This window comes from Helicobacter sp. T3_23-1056 (assembly GCF_053654535.1).
In genome coordinates this window covers 23,865-42,620 of record NZ_JBSIUU010000003.1, presented here as the reverse complement: position 1 = coordinate 42,620, position 18,756 = coordinate 23,865, and the positions used below count along the sequence as shown (strand labels likewise).

Below are 18,756 nucleotides of genomic sequence, written 5' to 3'. Positions count from 1 at the left end.
CAATGTTTTGTTTTTTGACAACTAGACACAAGTTTTGATTGTTTTATTTCGTGTCAAATGCGCATTATTTCGCGCAAATATCCACAAGGTAAATGATATGTCGCCACTCAAAGCCACTTTTTTTGGCTAGCCCGATTTCACAAGTGCTAGAGCTACTAAAGCCGATTTTTACCCCGCCAAATATAGAATCTTTTTGGTAATGTTGTCGCGGTTGTGGCAAGCCACTAGCACACCCGCTATACAAATCATCACAATCCCTGCTAAAATCTTGCGCAAAATCTTTTAGATAATTTGCACCAAAATATTTTAACGCGCTTTCATTCAAACTAGGCGTGATAAAACCCTTGTTGCCCGCAAAGCCACAGCATTTTACCTGCAAATCCTGCGCTATGTTTGCCCCGCACGCATTTGCAAGAGAAAAAATACTCTCTTCCCATTTATGAGATTTTACGCTTAGATTTCTACTCCCACAGGGTGCATAGATTGCGACTTTTTCGCATTTTTCCTGCGCATTTGTTTGCGCTGTGTTTGTTTGGGCATTATTCTCACTTGCATTGCTATTTTCGCGCTTATTATCTAGGTAGATTTCATAAGGGACAATCTCTAAATGTGGCAACAAAACTTCATTCACAAACGCAGGCAAATCATAAAATCTAAGCGCGTTTGGCTCTCCAAAATTTATCTTGCCTAGATTTTCTTGCGCTTCAAAATCTTTGATTTGTTTTAGCATTTCTAGTGAGCAAGCAGAGTGGTCGCACACGATTGGGATTTTGCCATTTTGGCTTGCCTCTTTTAGCGCGATATACGCCTTTTTTGCTAGCTTTTTTCCCTCTTTTTTGTGATTTTTATACGCCTTGCCACAGCAAAGATTTTGTATATTTTTGGGATACACTAGCCCAAAGCCAGCCTTTTTGCACAGGCTTTCAAAAACCTCTTGCAATGGTCTATCTAGCGATTTTGCCATTTCTTTGTCAAAGGTTTTTGCAAAATCTTTTGGCGTTTTTGGTGCAAATATGCGATTTAAGCAAGAAGTAAAATACACCACTTCGCCTTTTAGATTTTTATCTCTCATCGTCTCCGTTGTGCTTAAAAACTGCGTTTTTTCATTTGATTTTGGCATAGTTTGTGGAAGCAGTGGCGTGCCTATCACGCTATGCAGGGCGCGTGTCAAAGCGTGCATATTTTTTCTGCCAAATATATCTTGCAATGCGTTGCTAAAACTCGTTAGATTCCGTGCTAGGCTTGTCATAAGGGCGATATTTTTGCTTAGATTTTGTGCGATAAATCCCAAAAATCCACCCTCTTTTTTCGCTCGTTTCGCGCTTAGTTTTAGCGCGATTTTTGCCGTGTCGATTTCTAGCGGGCATAGTGTCGCACACATTGAGCAAGTTGCGCAAGTTTGCTCCCCTAAATATTTATAGGCATTTTTTAGCTCTTTGTATTCGCGTTTTTGGTTCGCGCTTTTTTTGCGCATAAATTTTAGCCGTTTGATTTCTCTATATAGCGCGATTCTTTGGCGTGGAGTTAGGCTTAAATGCTTGCTAGGGCAGATTTTCTCGCAAAATCCACATTCCATACACGCATCTAAATAATCCTCTAGCACATTCTCGCTTGCGGGTTTTAGGTTTTTTAGGTGGATATTTTTGTCATTTGTGATGATGACATCGGGGTTTATTAGATTGCGACTATCAAATATTTGCTTTATTTTTTGGTTGATTTTGTAGGCTTTTTCTCCCCATTCTAGCTCGACAAATGGCGCAACCATTCGCCCCGTGCCGTGCTCTGCTTTTATGCTACCTTGTAGATTTGCCACCATTTTTGCCAAATCCTCCATAAAAGAGCCAAATTTGGTGATTTCAGCCTTGTTTTTTAGTAGCGGGGTAATGATAAAATGCACATTTCCACTCAAAGCGTGCCCAAATATGATTCCCTCATATTTGTATTGCGAAAAAAGATTTTGTATGTTTTGTATGCCTAATGCAAAATGCTCTATCTCAAAGCAAATATCCTCTGTGATGACAGTCGCTCCACTCGGGCGCGATGAGGCAGAGAGAGGTAGCAGGGCTTTTCGTATCTTCCACCACGATTCTTGCTCTTTTTTTTCAAAGCTAAAACGCACGCCAAAAAGGCTTTTTATGGGATTTAGCGCGTTTTGTATGATGGCAATATTATCTTGCAATGTTTCCAAAGAATCCTCTTCTAGTTGCACCAAAATCGCACAATTCCCCTCTTTTACTTTTGCCACTTCGCTAGGCATTCCCTCCAAGCTAGCCGCACTCATTAGGCAGGCATAGTCCATTATTTCAGCCGCACTTACGATATTATCATTTTTTGCCAAAATCTTTACAGCCTCGCTTGCAAGGGCTAGATTTTCATAAAAAAGCAACGCGCAAGCCTTGTGAGCGTAGTCTTGCACACATTCATATTCTACGCGTGAGACAAAGCCTAGCGTGCCTTCTGCGCCGATAAAGATATGGTTTAGTATGTCTTTTATCTCGCTAAAATCTACTAATGCGTTTAGGGCGTAGCCTGTGGTGTTTTTGATAGCAAATTTGCGCTTTATCATCGCGCAAAGCTCTCTATCAGCCAAAATCTCATCTCGCAAATCAAGCAGTGATTGGACGATGTGAGGATAGTTAGCGACAAAATGGGCTAGATTTTCGTCCTCTTTTGCGTAATCGCTAGTATCTAGGACAATGGATTTGTTTCTATGTATCGCGTTTTTTGTGTCGCTATTTTGATTTTGTTTTTGGCTTTGATTTTGTTTTGGGTGTAAATCCCCCAAAATCACACGGATAGATTTTATCGTTTGGTAGCTATTTTGCTTTACCCCGCAGCACATTCCGCTAGAATTATTAGAGAAAATCCCACCGATTAGGGCGTTATTTATCGTGGCTGGGTCTGGTCCTATTTTGCGTTTATAAGGTTTTAGGGCTGCGTTGGCATCTGCGCCGATTACGCCACATTCACAGATGATTGAAGTTGGGATTTTTGTTGGGATTTTGTGCGTAGCATTTGGGCTAGCTTCCTTAGAATCTATCTTAGAATCTGCCTTAGATTTTACGCTAGATTTTGTGCTAGATTTTGCATTAGATTTTTCCTCATCAAATTTTATTGCTATATTTTTCCAAAACTCATTTGCCACCACTAGCACGCTATCGCTACACGCCTGCCCGCTTAGAGAAGTCCCGCTAGCACGAAAGCTAAGAGGGATATTATATTTTTGGCTTAGGGCAAATAGTCGCTTTATCTCGCGCTCATTTTTTGCCCATATTACAAGTTTTGGGATATAGCGATAGCAGGAAGCATCGATTCCATAGGCAAATCTACGCGCATAATCGCTAAAGATTCGCTCCCCTAAAAATTCCTTTGCTTCATTTTTGAAATCCAAATATGTAGAATCTAGCTTGATAGAATCTACCTTACTAAATTTACCCTTGCTAGATTTACCCCCGCTTCGCACAAAATCTAAAAACGAATTTATGTTTCGCGTTTTTTGCGCCTTTTGCGCTATTTGCGATGTTTGCGATGATGGTGGATTTTGTAGTTGTGCTAGGTTGCTCATTTCTCGCTCCGTTGTTAAAATCTAATTCCAAATACAATGACGCTATTTTATCTCAAAAATGCTTAAATAATGATAAGGCATAATATTTATAAAAAATTTTTGACAAAATGCGGTTTGGAAAAAGTAGTTTGGCTATAATTTAGGGCAATAAAAGTCGGGGTTTTAGATTTAATCAAATAAACATAAAATAACAAAAATAATCAAAAAGGGCGGAGTATGAGCAAAATTGCGATTGTGCGGCTAAGTGCGCTAGGAGATGTGGTGGTATCTGCAAGCGTGTTGGGCGGGCTTGGGGGGTTGCTTGGTGGGCTATTGGTAGCGGACAAAAAAGAAAAATTGCAAATTGATTGGTTTGTAGATGAGCGATTTGGTGGGGTTTTGCGTGATTCGCCTTGTATTAGCACGCTTCATGCTTTGCCTTTCAAAAAATGGCTAAAATCCCCATTTGGAATCTATAAAATCTGGCGATACGCTCGCTCTTGTGGGCAATATGATGTAGTCATCGATATGCAAGGCTTGCTAAAATCTGCTATCGTTGGGAAATGTTTGCAAAGCAAAAAGTTTGTGGGATTTAGCGCAAAAGGGTGCAGGGAGGGGCTAGCTAGCGTGTTTTATACGCATAAAGTAGATGTGCCATATCATACAAATATTTTGGTTAGAAATTTTTTGGTGGCGTTTAGCTCTTTTGGCGTAGATGTGCGCAATATTTTGCGCAGAATCGGCAGGGAGGATTTGTATGAAAAAGGAATGGAAGAAATACAAAACACCACAAACATAGAAAAGCTAGAAAACACAGTGATGAATCTAAGGGGGTTTAAAAGAGTGCTTGATTTGCGTGGGGCGGGCTTTGGGATAGATATTTCAAAAGTGGTGGATTTTAGCGATAGATTTTTATCCTACCAAAAATCTATCGCCCTCAAAAAAAGCGCGCAAACAAACACGCACGATACAAAAACAAAAGCGCAAAATCTACCAAAAGAGATTTTAGAATCTAAAAAATTTTTATTTGTCATCGAGGCTTCGATAAAAGAAAAAACCTACCCCATTGACAAATACTGCACGCTAGCCCAGCTTCTCCAAAAGCATTATGAAAATATTGCAGTTTATGTGGTGTGGAATGATGATGAAAAAAAAGCAGATGCGCTAACCACCCTACTAGAATCCAAAAACATAAACGCTATCAAATTGCCACGACTTGATTTTAATAGCATAAAATTTGTGCTAAAAAATATGGACATAGTCATCGGTGGCGATACGGGGATAACGCATTTGGCGTGGGCGATTTGGCAACCTTGCGCGATTGTGCTACTAGGAAATAGGCTAGATTCTAGTGGTAAAAATATGCGAGAGAGTAGGCTAAAACGCGTGCTTTTGGGCAATCCTTTTGTGCTAAGTGAGGGCGAAGAGTTTGAAATCGCTTCTATTGCGCCTGCCAAAATCTTTGAATGCGTGAAAGAAAATCTAGAATAACAAATGCGCATTTTGCACATTTTTCACAAACGCTCAAAATCTAAAATCTAAAATCTAAAAAAAAGGAAAATAATGCAACAAACTATTGAATTATTTAAAAAACATAACGAAATCACAATCATTGACACGCCACTTGATATTTATTTAGAGATTCCGCATTTATCGTATTTGGAAGTCAAAAAAGAGGGCGGTGGCAAGGCATTGCTTTTTACAAATCCTATTGATTTGACAAAATCCACGCTTAACCCCGCAAATTCTAGCAAGACATTTTCTATGCCCGTATTAACCAATATTTTTGGCTCATTTAAGCGCGTAGAGCTAATCGCCTCTGCCAAACCAGAATCCATCGCCACTACTATTAAAGAACTGCTAAATCTATCCCCACCAAAAGGCATAAAAGGCATTTTTAGCGCGATAAAGCGATTTTCTAGGCTGTATTATACCCTGCCAAAGCTAGTCAAAAACGCCCCCGCACAAGAAGTGAGATTTTTAGGCAAAAATGTGGATTTAGGCATTTTGCCGATTCTTACGACTTGGGAGGGCGATGCCGCGCCATTTATCACTATGGGGCAGGTTTATACGCAGGATTTAGCGGGCAAGAAAAAAAATGTAGGAATGTATCGCTTGCAAGTGCATAGCAAAAACGAGCTAGGCTTGCATTGGCAAATCCACAAAGATTCTACGCATTTTTTTAATCAATACAAAAAAGCAGGCGAAAAAATGCCCGTATCTATCGCGCTAGGCGGAGACGCGCTATATACTTGGTGCGGGCAAGCACCCCTGCCAAATGGAATCTATGAGCTAATGCTTTATGGGCTTATCAAACGCACGCGCCCAAAAGTAGTCAAATGCCTTACAAACCCGCTTAGCGTGCCTGCAAATGCAGATATTATCATCGAGGGCTGGGTAGATACTACGCACTTAAAAGAAGAGGGACCTTTTGGGGATCACACGGGATTTTATACGCCTATCGAGCCTTATCCCGTGCTAGAGATAAGCGCAATCACAATGAAATCTAAGCCCATATATCCAGCCACTGTGGTAGGCAAACCACCGCTAGAGGATAAATATATGGGCTATTTGACAGAGCGCGTGTTTTTGCCACTTTTGCAAACAAGTGCTAGCGGGCTAATTGATTATAATATGCCTGAAAATGGCGTATTTCACAATCTAATCTTGGCAAAAATCGCTCCACAATATTACGGACACGCTCGCCAAATAATGCACGCTTTTTGGGGGGTGGGGCAGATGAGCTTTGTCAAACACGCGATTTTTGTAGGCGAAGATGCCCCGCCTTTGGAGGATTATAAAGCTATTTTTGATTTTGTGCTAAATCACTTTAGGCTAGATTCTCTAGTCTTTAGCGAGGGGGTATGCGATGTGCTAGACCACGCAAGCCCACATTATGCCTATGGAGGCAAGCTAGGGATAGATATAAGCGAATGCGAAGCAAAATCTAGTGGAGAAAATTTGGAAATTTTGGAGATTTTAGACAATGAAAATCTATGCACAAAAATACAAAATATAATGCCTAGCGCAAAACTTGTGCGACAATACGGCACAAATACGCGCAATCCTATCGCGGTAATAGGGGTGGGGGTAGAATCTAGCATAGATTTTAGCGGGGATAAGCCTTTAAGCGAATCTATCAAAAATCTAGCCACCCTAAAACCATATCTAAAAATCGTAGTCTTTGTAGATGAAGCCAAAAATGACTTAGATAATGGCTATATGCTTTTGTGGCGCGTAGTCAATAATATCGATGCTAGGCGGGATATTTGCGTGCATAATGAGATAGCGTATGTAAATGCGTGCGATAAAACGCGCTCAAAATCCCACCCAAGAGAGTGGCCAAAAGAGACGGATTGCGCGCGCTCTGTGATAGATTCTCTGCGAAAAAAAGGCTTTGAAATCGATGAAAATATGTTGCATAAATATCATATTTGCACTTCTAGCCAAACAAAATCGCAATGATTTTGCCACTAAAATAAAATCTAGCAAAGTCAAAAAATGCAAACCATAAGTGGCGATTTTGCGAATGCTATTTGCGCTGATTGCGTGGATTTTACCCCAAATGCTTTAAGCGAAATCCAAATCAAAGGTTCAAAATTTTTAGGCTTTGGAGTGAAAATCTGCGCTAATGCAAATGATGGCACGACAAAATCTAGCCAAAATGCCACGCAAAACCACACCCAAAATCTAATGCAAAATCCACAAAATCCACTGCAAAACGCCCTAAATAGCCTAAGAAAATCCCACCCAAAAGCCGTGCATTTTGTCTATGCGTATCGCGTGATAAACTCTCTAGGACAAATCATAGAGCGAAGCAGTGATGATGGAGAGCCAAAAGGTAGCTCTGGAATGCCTTGTCTAAGCGTCTTGCGCGGGTGGGAGATGGTAGATTTTGGGATTATTGTCGTGCGATATTTTGGCGGGGTAAAGCTAGGCGTAGGAGGGCTACTAAAAGCATATCACAAAGCCACACTAGAAGCACTAAACACGCTAAAATCTAGCAACGCAATCAGTAGCTACGCCCCCGAAATATCACTAACTTTGCGCATAAAATATAGCGAGCTAAACGCGCTAAAATACACGATAAAATCCTATAATCTAGTCGTAGAAAAAGAGGATTTTCTAAGCGAATGCGTGGAGCTAAACTTGCGTGGCGTTAAAGATGAAGTATCAAAATTTAGCGCGTGGGTGGAGAAAAATAAGCATTTGTTTTTGTGATTTGATTTTAGATTTTCACATATTATTTGCCGATACAAAAAAGCAATAAAACAAACAAAATCCACGCTAGCAATTTTTTTAAAAGCCTATTTTTAAAGCCTTTTTATAACACCCTCAAAAACGCCTCTAATGCGTTGATTTCCTCTTCGCTTAAATGAAGCGGACGCAAAATCTCATCGCTCTTTGGGAAAGGCGGATTATAAGTCTTGCCATCTTGTGGCTCTGGCTTTGCCATACCGAAATTATATCCAAACAGCACACCCCGCAAATGCGGGAAAAGCCCGTTGTGCATATATGGCGCACTCTTTGCCACGCCACGCAAACTTGGCGTTTTAAACGCCCCCACATCGCTAGGATTTTTGGTTACCTCATATCGCCCCAAATCCTCGTATTTCTCACGCCCATAGAAATGCAAGCCAAGATTATGAAACTTCCCATCGCTAAAAGCTACGCTATTATGGCAGTTGATACACCGCGCTTTGGTGCGAAAGAGGTGCAGTCCCCACACTTCCTCATCGTTTAGCCCCTTGCCATTGCCATTTAAGAATCTATCGAAGCGATTTTGTGCGGGCATTAGGCTTCGCTGATATGTGGCGAGGGCTTTGGCTAGGAGTTCTTTTGTGATTTTATCCGTGCCAAAGGCGATTTTAAAGAGTTCTTTATATTCTTTGATTTTGCGGAGTTTTTTTGCGGCTTTATCGGCGTTATACGCCATTTCTAGCGGGTCGGCTATGGGGAAAAGGCTTTGAGATTCTAAATCCTGCGCCCTCCCGTCCCAAAATTTCTCTTTGCCAAACGCGCTCATCACCACGCTTGGCGAGTTTCTACGCCCTAGCTGTCTATTATGCCCATAGCTCACACTTCTCCCATCGCCAAACCCTAGCTCTTTATCGTGGCAGGACGCGCACGCGATTTGATTTGACGCTGATAGTCTTGGCTCGTTAAAGAGCCTTTCGCCCAAATCACGCTTTTCTTTGGTATAGGGATTGTGCGCTGGGTAAGGTGGCGATTTTGTATGCTACAAAATATTTTTTTGTAGCAAAAAAAGAGATTAAAATGAAATTTAAATACAGGTTTCCACAAATTGTCATATTTAAGCTCAAGTGAAGTGTCAAAATATGTAAAATTTAAAGGCTAAATTTGCACCGCAAATCACAGTAATCCAAAAAATTAGATTCGCACAAATCTACTCCACTACTTCGCAAAATAGCGCGGTTTCGGTTGTCAAAGATAAATCAACGCCTTTATGAATCTTAAATTTATAGCCCAAATTCCACGATTCAATTAGTGGCTTTATCCCAAAATAATCGCTTGGTTGATGATAAATACTTAAAAGCATTGCTGGTTTTTGAGTGCAAATCGTTTCTTTTGCACCTTTCAAAAATTCCATCTCAAAACCCTCAATATCAACTTTGATAAATCCTACTTTTATATTATGCTCGCGCACAAAACTATCTAGTGTCGTTACCTCCGCACTCTCGCTTATCGTGCTATCATCACCAAAAATCGCGCTACTGCCACCGATACATTCTGGGCGATAATTGATTGTTAACTCGCCTTTTTCAGCACCCAAAGCCTTATTTACAGGGATTATGCGCTTTGAATTATTTAGCTCCAAAGTGCGTTTAAGTAGCTTAAAATTTTCCTTTGTCGGCTCAAAAGTGTAAATATTTTTATCGCAAAATTCTCTCTCAAATAGCACCGCGCTATCGCCGATACACGCGCCCACATCGATAAAATCCTTGTGTCTCATCACCTCCAAAGTCTGTGGCTCTAAAATATGCAAACTATGTTTGTGCCACATTACAGAGATTTCGCAAAAATTCGTAGGGAAAAAATAGCCATCGTAGCTGTAAAGATTTTCAGCAAGTTTGAAAATATTTGGATAAAACTCCGTGTAGATTTTTATGAGTTCATTGCGTTCATCGTCTGTGAGATTATCCACGCGCCAAGATTTGGATTCGTAGGCAAACTTTTCGCGGTAAATCTGCCGAAGTAGCCAAGATTTATTTTCCTCGCTTAATCCCGCACATAGCGCAAAAATCTCGCTTTCAATATTTGGGCTTGTGGAGATATATTTGCCGATACCTCCACCCCAAAATGCTATATAAAAATCATCGGGTGTATTTTGGAGTTTAAATTTTAACGGGGATTTGCCAAAGTAGTTGCTTTGCTGTTTTGATTTTGTGATTGTGGTTTTTGTCTTAAAAAATAGCGGGATTCCTAGAATCTTGTAAGTGGTTTTTATCGTGTAGAGTGTGGATTTGGGCTTATAGTGATTCCCCCCCCCCCCCAACTATTTGGCTATTGTTAAATTCGCTTACATTCATTAGAGTGCGAATCTTTGCAAAAAGCGGGAGAAAGAAAATATAGCGCGTGATTTTTTCGCGTGAATCGATGGCAAATCCTTGCGAATCAAAAATCTGCCCTTTGCGCTTTTTGCGAATGCCAAGTGCCTTTTTTGCCGCGATTTCAAGTGGTTGAAATGTGCGTTTGAATGTGTTTTTCATTGTTTGTCCTTTTTTCATTATTTGTCCTTTTAGGGTGGGATTTAAAAAGCAAAAATAATAACATAAAATTTTGATTATTTTTGCACAAACCTATGGAAAATCAAACATCTATTATTTTAGTTTTTTACAAATTTTTTAGCACCTCTTTTGCATTGCAGATGTCTTGTGCGATTTGGGATTTTAGCAGAGATAGCGAGTCAAAATGGCGATTTTCCCTTAGCTTTTGGACAAACTCTACCTCCACCATAAAATCCCTTACCATAAAATCCCTAAAATCCACCACACCCCCGCTAAAATCCCCAAAACTAGATTCCAAAATGTCACTAAAATCCGCAGGATTTGTAGCACCGCTAGAATCTACAAAATCTACAAAATCTACAAAATCCTTAAAATCCCCCAAAATATGCGTTTCGATAGAAAACCTCCCATCTGTGCTAAGCCTAGTCCCTATAAAACTCACAGAATCTAGCCCATTTGTGCGCGTGGCATACACGCCATTTGCGGGCAAGATATAGCCATTTACTTGCAAATTTATCGTGGGGAAAATCTCTTTTTTGCCTATGCCCTGCCCGCTTATGATATTGCCTTTTATTTTATATTTCCACCCTAGCATTTTGTTTGCCACTAGCATATCCCCGTGCATTATCAAATCTTTGACTACGCTAGAATGCAGTGGAATGCCATTTTGACATACTTTTGGGATTATGATAACTTCTCTTTTTTTACTTTGGTTTTTTTGGTTTTTGCCGTCTCTGTGCTGAAATATCTCGCGCAAATCCTCCGCTCCAAATAAGCGATTTTTGCCAAACGCAAAATCATAGCCGACAATAATTTTTTCCAAATTTGGCAATAGATTTTGCAAAAAATCTACAAATTCTGCCCCGCTAAAATCCCGCACAGATTCTAAATCTAGCCTAAAAGCTTGCAGCCTAGAATCGATTTTTTTTATTTTTTCAAATCTATCTTGCAACGAAGTCAAAAACTCTCCCAAATGCGTATCTATGATGATAATCGCGCAATGTTTTTGGCTAGATTTTGCGTTTAAATCATTAGAATCTAGCGCAAAATCTAGCAGGGCATTTATAAGGCTTTGGTGTCCCAAATGCAATCCGTCAAATTTCCCAATCGCCACGCTTGAAATCATATTATTTTTTGGTATGGATAAAAAATTCCTCATTTCCCTCTTTTCCTTTAATATGAGATTTTGCGATACGCATTATACAAAATCCTTTTTGTGCTAGATTTTTGCTAAATGCCGCTAGATTTTGCTGTATTTTATCATCGATTTTGCTTTGGAGTAGCACGCCTTTTTTGTTGCGTCTTGCGTCTTTGCCTACTTCAAATTGCGGTTTATATAGCAATATCATTTCATCACTTAGATTTTCTAGTGAATCCAAAATCTTATCTAGCCCAATAAAGCTAACATCGCATACTAGCAAGTCAAATGGCTTAGATTGCGTGCTAGAATCGTTTATGCAAGATTTTGCATTATATCGCGTTGCAAAATCCCTTATATCACAGTTTTCAACGCATTGTATGCGTGGATTTTGCCTTAGTTTGCTATGAAGCTGGTTGCTCCCCACATCTACGCAAAATATCCTCTCAAATCCAAATTCTAGCAAAACCTCGCTAAATCCGCCTCTAGACGCCCCTACATCGATAGCTTTTTTGCCACTGCCAAAATCACTACCTACACCCAAATCTTGCAAAAATCCTTTTAGTTTTAATGCCGAGCGCGAAACATAGATTTTATCATCGCTTAGAGAGATTTTTGTGTCTTGCCCCACTTCAAATGCTGGCTTTGTGATAGTAGCAAAATCCACGCTTACAAACCCCGCTTTTATCGCTTCGCTAGCCTTTTGCCTACTATCGACATAGCCATTTTTTACTAGCGCAATATCTAGCCTCATTGTTAGTAGATTCCCATTTATGCGATTTATATAATCGAAAAAGGCAAAATATGAAAACTAAAATCTAGCGCGTAAGATTCATCATCGACATTCATTTGCAAAGAAATATTTTTTTCATCAATCTTGCTAGATTTATCAAACGCCACCAAGTAGCATTGCGACCATTTATTTAGCGGAGTAATGATTTCATCAAATTCGTCTTTGGAAAATTCTTTTATGTAGTTTGGGGCGTGCGTATCGCCCTGCTTATCGATGATGGCAAACGAAAATCTAGCTAGATTTACTTTTTTATGATTTGCATCGGTAATCTCTACAAAAAAATATATTAAATTTGGATAAAACGAATGTTCTATATCGTTTAGAAATGTCGCAAACACCATTATTTCTACTTGATTGTCTTTGAGGATTTGGATACTTCTTGTGGCTTGGATTTTTTTTTCTTCTAGGGTTTGCGGGGCAAAGGGGCGTAAAAAATAAGTCGAGCAAGAAGCAAGCAAAAAAGGCGACAAAAACATAGCAAAAAGCAAAGGATTTAAAAAGCAAAAAACACGGATTTTAGATAGCAAAAAGCGCATAGATTCTCCTAATAATGTCAATGTTAGATTCTTTTAGATTTTATTGTTATGCCCTTAGATTTTATTATTTGCTAAAAATAAGCTAAAATTATAGCCACACTTGCAAAATAAATAAACCAAATCCATTTTTACAGCCCACAAAACAAAACCAAAACAAAACCAAAAACACCCCAAAATCACGCAAGACTTGCACCAAACCCCTAAGGACAACAATGCAAAACACACGACACCTTATCCAAACAAACGATTTAAGCAAAGATGAAGTAGAGCATATTTTGACAAAGGCAAAGGGATTTTTGCCATTTTTGGATTCTAACCTAAGGACAAATGCGCAAGAATCTAGCAAGCAAGATAGCAAGCCACAGGGGCAAATCACACAAAGTTTATTTGGCAAAAATATCATTACGATTTTTTTTGAAAACTCCACCCGCACGCTTAGTAGCTTTGAATGTGCGATAAAAAATCTAGGCGGAGCGGTTACGCGTCTAGATGTCTCGCGCTCCTCCACCACAAAAGGCGAAACCATAAGCGACACAGCTGCAAATCTAAATGCAATGAGCCCTGATGCAATCATTATCCGTCATCAAAACTCTGGCGCACCTGTGCATCTAAAAAAATCCGTATCTTGTCCAATCATAAATGGTGGCGATGGCGCACACGCCCACCCCACCCAAGCATTGCTAGATTTGCTAACGCTAAAACAATGCTTTGGCGAAAATCTAGAGGGCAAAAAAATCGGCATAGTAGGCGATATAAAATCCTCGCGCGTAGCAAATAGCAATATCGAACTTTTGAGCCGATATGGCGTGGATTTGACGCTTATTGCCCCGCCTCATTTTCTAGGAAATCACCGCTTAAAAAGCACGCACAATCTAAAAGAAGCGTTAAAAGATTTAGACGCGATTATCTCTTTGCGCACGCAGACAGAGCGACATAGCAAGCAAAATTATGGCTCTTTAAAAGACTATGCGCATAATTTTTGCTTAACGCGAAATCTAGTAGGCGATAAAGACATCGTAATAATGCACCCCGGACCCGTGCATCATAATATTGACATAGAAGATGAATTGTTAAAAGATTCGCGGTGCAAAGTCTTGCAACAAGTGCGAAATGGCGTAGCGGTGCGAATGGCAGTAATGGAGTTTTTTATATTGGAGCGAAATAACCTAAACAAAAACAATAAGGGAAAAAATGCAAAAACAGCTTAAAATCGGGCTTATAGGCGTAGGCGTAGTCGGCAGTGCGGTTGCCAAAATCTTGCAACAAAACAAAGACATCATCACCGCTCGCACAGGCGTAGAAATCATAATCAAAAAAGGAATCGTAAAAAATGTATCCAAGCACAAAGACGCGATAATCCCGCTAAGTGATAATGCCGATGAAGTCCTATATGATAACGAAATCGATGTCATAGTAGAGCTAATGGGCGGGGTGGAATATGCCTATAATATCGCAAAAATCGCCCTAAGCCAACACAAAGCGTTTGTAACGGCAAATAAAGCAATGCTAGCATATCATCGCTACGAGCTAGAACAACTAGCAAAAACACCCATCGGCTTTGAAGCAAGCGTATGCGGTGGAATCCCTATCATAAAAGCATTAAAAGAGGGGCTAAGCGCAAATCATATCTTAGCCATTCGCGGAATCCTAAATGGCACAAGCAACTACATATTAAGCAAAATGTGCAATGAAGGCTGGGATTTTGCACGCGCACTAAAACAAGCACAAAATCTAGGCTATGCCGAAGCAGACCCCACGCTTGATATAAACGGCACAGATGCAGCGCATAAACTTTTGATTTTGGCTAGCCTTGCTTATGGGATAGATTCTCGCCCCGAAGAGATTTTAATCGAGGGCATAGAAAATCTAGCAAAAGAGGATATTGAGTTTGCGCGCGAGTTTGGCTACACGATAAAACTACTTGGCATAGCCAAAAAGCGCGGAGAGCAAATCGAGCTTAGAATCCACCCTGTGATGTTAAACTCACAAATGCTTTTAGCAAAAGTCGATGGCGTGATGAATGCTATATCTGTGGTGGGCGATAGCGTGGGGGAGAGCGTGTATTATGGTGCGGGGGCTGGTGGGGAGGCTACTGCTAGCTCTGTGATAAGTGATTTAATCCAAATCGCACGAGGCAAAATCACGCAAGAAAATGACGAAAATGCAAGCCAAAATATGCGTGAAAATATGCGTGGCAATATGCTAGGATTTCACATTTCTCAACCCCTTAGTATAATCCCAAAAGAGCAGATTTTAAGCAGTTATTATGTGCGGATTTTAGCCATCGATACTTATGGCGTGCTAGAAAAAATCGCCTCTGTGCTAAGTCGCAACCATATTTCTATAAGCACTTTTTTGCAAAAACCAAGCGATGATGGCGAGAATTTTGGGGAGGATTTTAGTGAGAATTTTGGCGAGGATTTTGCAAAAGCGGATTTTGACAATCAAAATGTAAAAAACAACAAAAACCAAAAAGCCAAAATCTTGCTATCCACCCACACCACCACAGAATCAGCTATAAAAAACGCCATAATCGAGCTAGAAGCCCTAGAAGTTGTGCTATCTAAGCCTATTATTATACGAATAGAGGAGGCATAAGCATAAATTTCTGCTACAATGATAAACGCTATCGCAAATGCAACACCAAATCAGCGATACTTTTCCAATCAAAGCGTAAAAAACAAAGCAATGCAGTTTTTGTCGCTGGTTTTTATCTTTGTAGCATTTTTAGCATTATGCTAGATTTTGGCTTTTAGATTTTAGCAAATCGCAATCTTATAAGGAAAGCAATGCAAGCTATAAACAACACCCCTCACACTTACCACACAAGCACCACAAAAACCGCGTTTATCACAAAATCTATGACTTTTTTGTGCTGGCTTTTTTGCCTTTTTTTTGTCGCCGTTTGTATGAGTGGCTGTGGCAAGATGACAGGGCTTGATTTTGATAAATTTGATGAACTTGTAAGGCAAGATGCAAAAAAGCCAAAACATAAACAAAAAGTGTCTTTTAAAAAGATTAGAGATGACCATATAGGAAATAAGCCTAGAAAAAAAGCAAAAGCACAATGGAAACCAAAAACTAGGGAAGCAAAAACTAAGGAAGTTAGTTTGCGTGAATTTACTTTCACTTCCTCTTATGCCAATCCCACTACCAATGAAGAAAATGAAATGCTACTAAACCCGCTATCTCAAGCGGGTAGTTTTACCCTCCCGCAAGGGCTTAGCCCATACTATGCAGATGTCATAGAAGATGAAATGCTCCCTTTCCCACTAGAGCAAAAAAAGCCTAGAAAATATCAGCCAACTTCCCATAGTGAGCTAGTCTCGCTCGTGCAAAATCAAAGCATAAAACTTAGCCAAATCGATACAAGCAAAATCACAGATATGGGATATTTGTTTGCGTGCAATGAGGCGTTTTTGTCTTGCAGGGAGGATTTTAGTGGGATTGAGGATTGGGATACAAGCAGGGTGGTAGATATGCAATCAATGTTTGAGGGCAATGAGTTTTTTAACGCGGATATTAGCGATTGGAATGTCTCAAAAGTCCGCAATATTTCAAAAATGTTTCACAATGCCAAAAAATTTAACAAACCCCTTAGCAGTTGGGGCAATAAACTCCGCAGAAATATCCAAAAAGATTTGGTATTTGTAGGCACAAAGCTAGAATCAAAACCGCCAAAATGGTATCGCAGATAATCTTTGCTACATAATATTTTTAGATTCTGTCGCATAAAAGGCATCGCCCGCGTCTATGACAAAAAAAGCAAGATTTTCCCCCTATAAGATTCCCCTGCTAGATGGCGCAAAACAATGGTGTATCGCCCTAGCCTTGCTTAGCGTGCTTTGCATAGCAAAAATCGCGTATGAATACCACAAATACAGCGCGCTTCCTTTTGATAACCCCGCAGAGATACAAGCCCAAGTCCTACTTCAATACCAAAAAACAAAAGAAAATAAACCAGATAAACCCTACACCGTGATGAAGCTAGAATCCAAAGGGCATATTTTTTATATCACTTCCAAAGAAAATCTAAAAGACTTGCAAGGGCGTTTTATCCGCGTATATGGCAAGCTAAACAATAAACCAAACACAAAGACGCAATGTAGCTTTGTAGAATATTTTAAAAGTTGCTTTTTTATTGCATTTAGCATTTCGCTAATGCCACAAAAAGAATTTAGCGCACCGCTAAAACAATATTTTGCAAATCAGCACGAAAGCCAAATCCACGCAAGCCTTTTTGGCGCGCTTTTTTTTGCGGATTCTTTGCATAAACAATGGCGAGAAGTGGCAAATCGTTTGGGGCTAGCCCATATCATCGCTATTAGCGGATTTCATTTGGGTGTGTTAAGCGCGTTTTTGTTTGCCATTTTTGCGCCTTTTTATCGCTTCGCTCAACGCAGATTTTTTAGCTATCGCAATGAATTATACGATTTAGGTGCGATAATTTTGCTTTTTATGTGTGCGTATTTAGTCTTGCTAGATTTTACTCCGTCATTTTTGCGTGCGCTTGTTATGGGGGGTTTGGGATTTTTGCTACTTTTTTGGGGCTTAGAAATACTAAATTTCAAACTTTTAGCATTAGTTGGGTGCATTTGTGTGGCGTTTTTTCCTAGCGCAGCGTTTAATATAGGCTTTATTTTGTCAATGGCAGGCGTATTTTATATATTTTTGTTTGTCAAATATTTCCCCAAATTTCAAAGCAAGTTTTATGTTTTGTGGTATTGGGGGGCGTTTAATGTCGCAGTGTTTTTTAGCATTACGCCATTAGTGCATTATTTTTTCCCATATTTTTCGCCTTATCAGCTTGTTAGCATTCCTGTTAGTTTGGCGTTTGTGGTGTTTTTTCCTATGGCGATTTTTTTGCATATCGTTGGGTTTGGCGGGATAGTTGATAAATGGCTAGATATGGTGATAAATTTGCAAATTCCAAGTATTGATTATTATCTATCTTTGCCACTCGCACTTGCCTATGTGGCTCTAAGCCTTAGCGCGATTTTTTCTAAAAAATGCTATGTCGCGCTTCTTATTAGCGCGCTTATTTTTTGGGGATATTTGCTGTTTAGATTTTTCTCTTAAAACCGCAACATATAAAGAAAGAAAAACAAAATCTATAAAATCTAAAACGAAAACGCAATGTCGATTTGCTTTATCATCGCTGGATTTTGCGCATCGGTTATCATCACAAATGCGGTTTTATTGTCAATCTTTAGATTTAGCCTTGTTTGTGGGGTTTTAGCAACTACAAGGTTGATAATCTCTAAATTTTTATCATAGCATACCACGCGGGGAATCCACCTACCATTGGCGTTGATGATAAGCGTGCCTTTTGAAATGGTGTTTAACCAATACTGCCCGCTTACTTCGCGCAGGCTAAGGGTATTTCCCACGCTTATGGGCTTTGCATTAAAAAGCTGTGGATTTGTCGCGGCTATGTGGTATTCCCACTCATTTGTTGATAGCCTTTTGATTTCATTTAAGCGAAATCCTCTTCTTTGTAGCTCGCCTATCAAAATCATAGGGTCTAGCGCGTGCTCGGTGATAAGCGAAAATTCTATCATAGACATATTTTTTGCTTTAGCGGATTTGGAAGTGATGAAAAATGAATAGCCGATGGAGGATAAAACATTATTTAGCGTGTAGCTTAGTAGCACAGGCGAAGTCTCAGAGACAAACCTAGCCCTTAGCTCCAAAGGCGTGGGGAATTTTAACTGCAAAAGCCCATTATCTTTTAGCTCTTTTAGTAGTAGTGCGATATTTACGCGCTCACTCCCTGCGCCAGAGATGATAAAGCGGGCTTTGTTTTGGAATATTTTGTTTATGAAGTTTTTGTTTTGGTTGTAGGATTGCTCGCCTATGATTTCTTGGACTTTGTCATCGACTATGTCAGCTAGAGCTACGCTTAGAGAGAGTAAAAAACAGCATAAAATCTTTTTCATCTTTTGCCTTTGCGAAGTATTTTGTAGTGTTTTAATGCTTGTTGGCATTTGCCAAAT

General features: G+C 39.8%; 15 protein-coding genes. 7 read left to right on the top strand and 8 right to left on the bottom strand.

Annotated features, from left to right (window positions below; translation table 11 throughout):
• Positions 1-64 precede the first annotated feature (64 nt).
• Positions 65-3,565, bottom strand: coding sequence for an FAD-binding and (Fe-S)-binding domain-containing protein (locus ACWIUO_RS02240; protein ID WP_454176318.1), 3,501 nt, complete (start codon positions 3,563-3,565; stop codon positions 65-67).
• A gap of 216 nt (positions 3,566-3,781) precedes the next feature.
• On the opposite strand from ACWIUO_RS02240, the gene ACWIUO_RS02235 reads away from it, so the two are divergent.
• From ACWIUO_RS02235 to ACWIUO_RS02225, 3 genes are all read left to right on the top strand, one after another.
• Positions 3,782-5,035, top strand: coding sequence for a glycosyltransferase family 9 protein (locus ACWIUO_RS02235; protein WP_454176317.1), 1,254 nt, complete (start codon positions 3,782-3,784; stop codon positions 5,033-5,035).
• 72 nt (positions 5,036-5,107) lie between these two features.
• A complete protein-coding gene (locus ACWIUO_RS02230) occupies positions 5,108-7,009 on the top strand; it encodes a menaquinone biosynthesis decarboxylase (protein ID WP_454176316.1) in 1,902 nt (633 codons plus the stop codon).
• A 36-nt stretch (positions 7,010-7,045) separates the two neighbouring features.
• Positions 7,046-7,765, top strand: a complete 720-nt coding sequence (locus ACWIUO_RS02225; protein WP_454176315.1) for a YigZ family protein — start codon at positions 7,046-7,048, stop codon at positions 7,763-7,765.
• A gap of 103 nt (positions 7,766-7,868) precedes the next feature.
• Here the strand turns inward: ACWIUO_RS02225 and ACWIUO_RS02220 are convergent, their stop codons facing one another.
• The 6 genes from ACWIUO_RS02220 to ACWIUO_RS02195 form a co-directional block, all read right to left on the bottom strand.
• A complete protein-coding gene (locus ACWIUO_RS02220) occupies positions 7,869-8,726 on the bottom strand; it encodes a cytochrome-c peroxidase (RefSeq protein ID WP_454176314.1) in 858 nt (285 codons plus the stop codon).
• A 225-nt stretch (positions 8,727-8,951) separates the two neighbouring features.
• Positions 8,952-10,061: an FkbM family methyltransferase gene (locus ACWIUO_RS02215; protein ID WP_454176313.1), complete on the bottom strand. Its 1,110-nt coding sequence runs from the start codon at positions 10,059-10,061 to the stop codon at positions 8,952-8,954.
• Positions 10,036-10,275, bottom strand: coding sequence for a hypothetical protein (locus tag ACWIUO_RS02210; RefSeq protein ID WP_454176312.1), 240 nt, complete (start codon positions 10,273-10,275; stop codon positions 10,036-10,038). The genes ACWIUO_RS02215 and ACWIUO_RS02210 overlap by 26 nt, the downstream gene beginning before the upstream one ends.
• 124 nt (positions 10,276-10,399) lie before the next feature.
• Positions 10,400-11,452, bottom strand: a complete 1,053-nt coding sequence (locus ACWIUO_RS02205; RefSeq protein WP_454176311.1) for a riboflavin kinase — start codon at positions 11,450-11,452, stop codon at positions 10,400-10,402.
• Positions 11,421-12,185: a 23S rRNA (cytidine-2'-O)-methyltransferase TlyA gene (gene tlyA / locus ACWIUO_RS02200; protein ID WP_454176310.1), complete on the bottom strand. Its 765-nt coding sequence runs from the start codon at positions 12,183-12,185 to the stop codon at positions 11,421-11,423. Before tlyA ends, ACWIUO_RS02205 begins: the two co-directional genes overlap by 32 nt.
• A gap of 26 nt (positions 12,186-12,211) precedes the next feature.
• A complete protein-coding gene (locus tag ACWIUO_RS02195; protein ID WP_454176309.1) occupies positions 12,212-12,760 on the bottom strand; it encodes a hypothetical protein in 549 nt (182 codons plus the stop codon).
• Between the two features lie 212 nt (positions 12,761-12,972).
• Here ACWIUO_RS02195 and ACWIUO_RS02190 point away from each other — a divergent pair, with 212 nt between their 5' ends.
• From ACWIUO_RS02190 to ACWIUO_RS02175, 4 genes are all read left to right on the top strand, one after another.
• Positions 12,973-13,968 (top strand): aspartate carbamoyltransferase catalytic subunit, encoded by a 996-nt coding sequence (locus ACWIUO_RS02190; protein WP_454176308.1) that lies wholly within the window; start codon positions 12,973-12,975, stop codon positions 13,966-13,968.
• Positions 13,952-15,358: a homoserine dehydrogenase gene (locus ACWIUO_RS02185; protein ID WP_454176307.1), complete on the top strand. Its 1,407-nt coding sequence runs from the start codon at positions 13,952-13,954 to the stop codon at positions 15,356-15,358. Before ACWIUO_RS02190 ends, ACWIUO_RS02185 begins: the two co-directional genes overlap by 17 nt.
• A gap of 191 nt (positions 15,359-15,549) precedes the next feature.
• A complete protein-coding gene (locus ACWIUO_RS02180; RefSeq protein WP_454176306.1) occupies positions 15,550-16,458 on the top strand; it encodes a BspA family leucine-rich repeat surface protein in 909 nt (302 codons plus the stop codon).
• Between the two features lie 55 nt (positions 16,459-16,513).
• Complete coding sequence (locus ACWIUO_RS02175) at positions 16,514-17,839, top strand: ComEC/Rec2 family competence protein (RefSeq protein WP_454176305.1); 1,326 nt, start codon at positions 16,514-16,516, stop codon at positions 17,837-17,839.
• 41 nt (positions 17,840-17,880) lie between these two features.
• Here the strand turns inward: ACWIUO_RS02175 and ACWIUO_RS02170 are convergent, their stop codons facing one another.
• On the bottom strand, positions 17,881-18,699 hold the full coding sequence (locus ACWIUO_RS02170) for a hypothetical protein (RefSeq protein ID WP_454176304.1): 819 nt from the start codon (positions 18,697-18,699) through the stop codon (positions 17,881-17,883).
• Positions 18,700-18,756 lie beyond the last annotated feature (57 nt).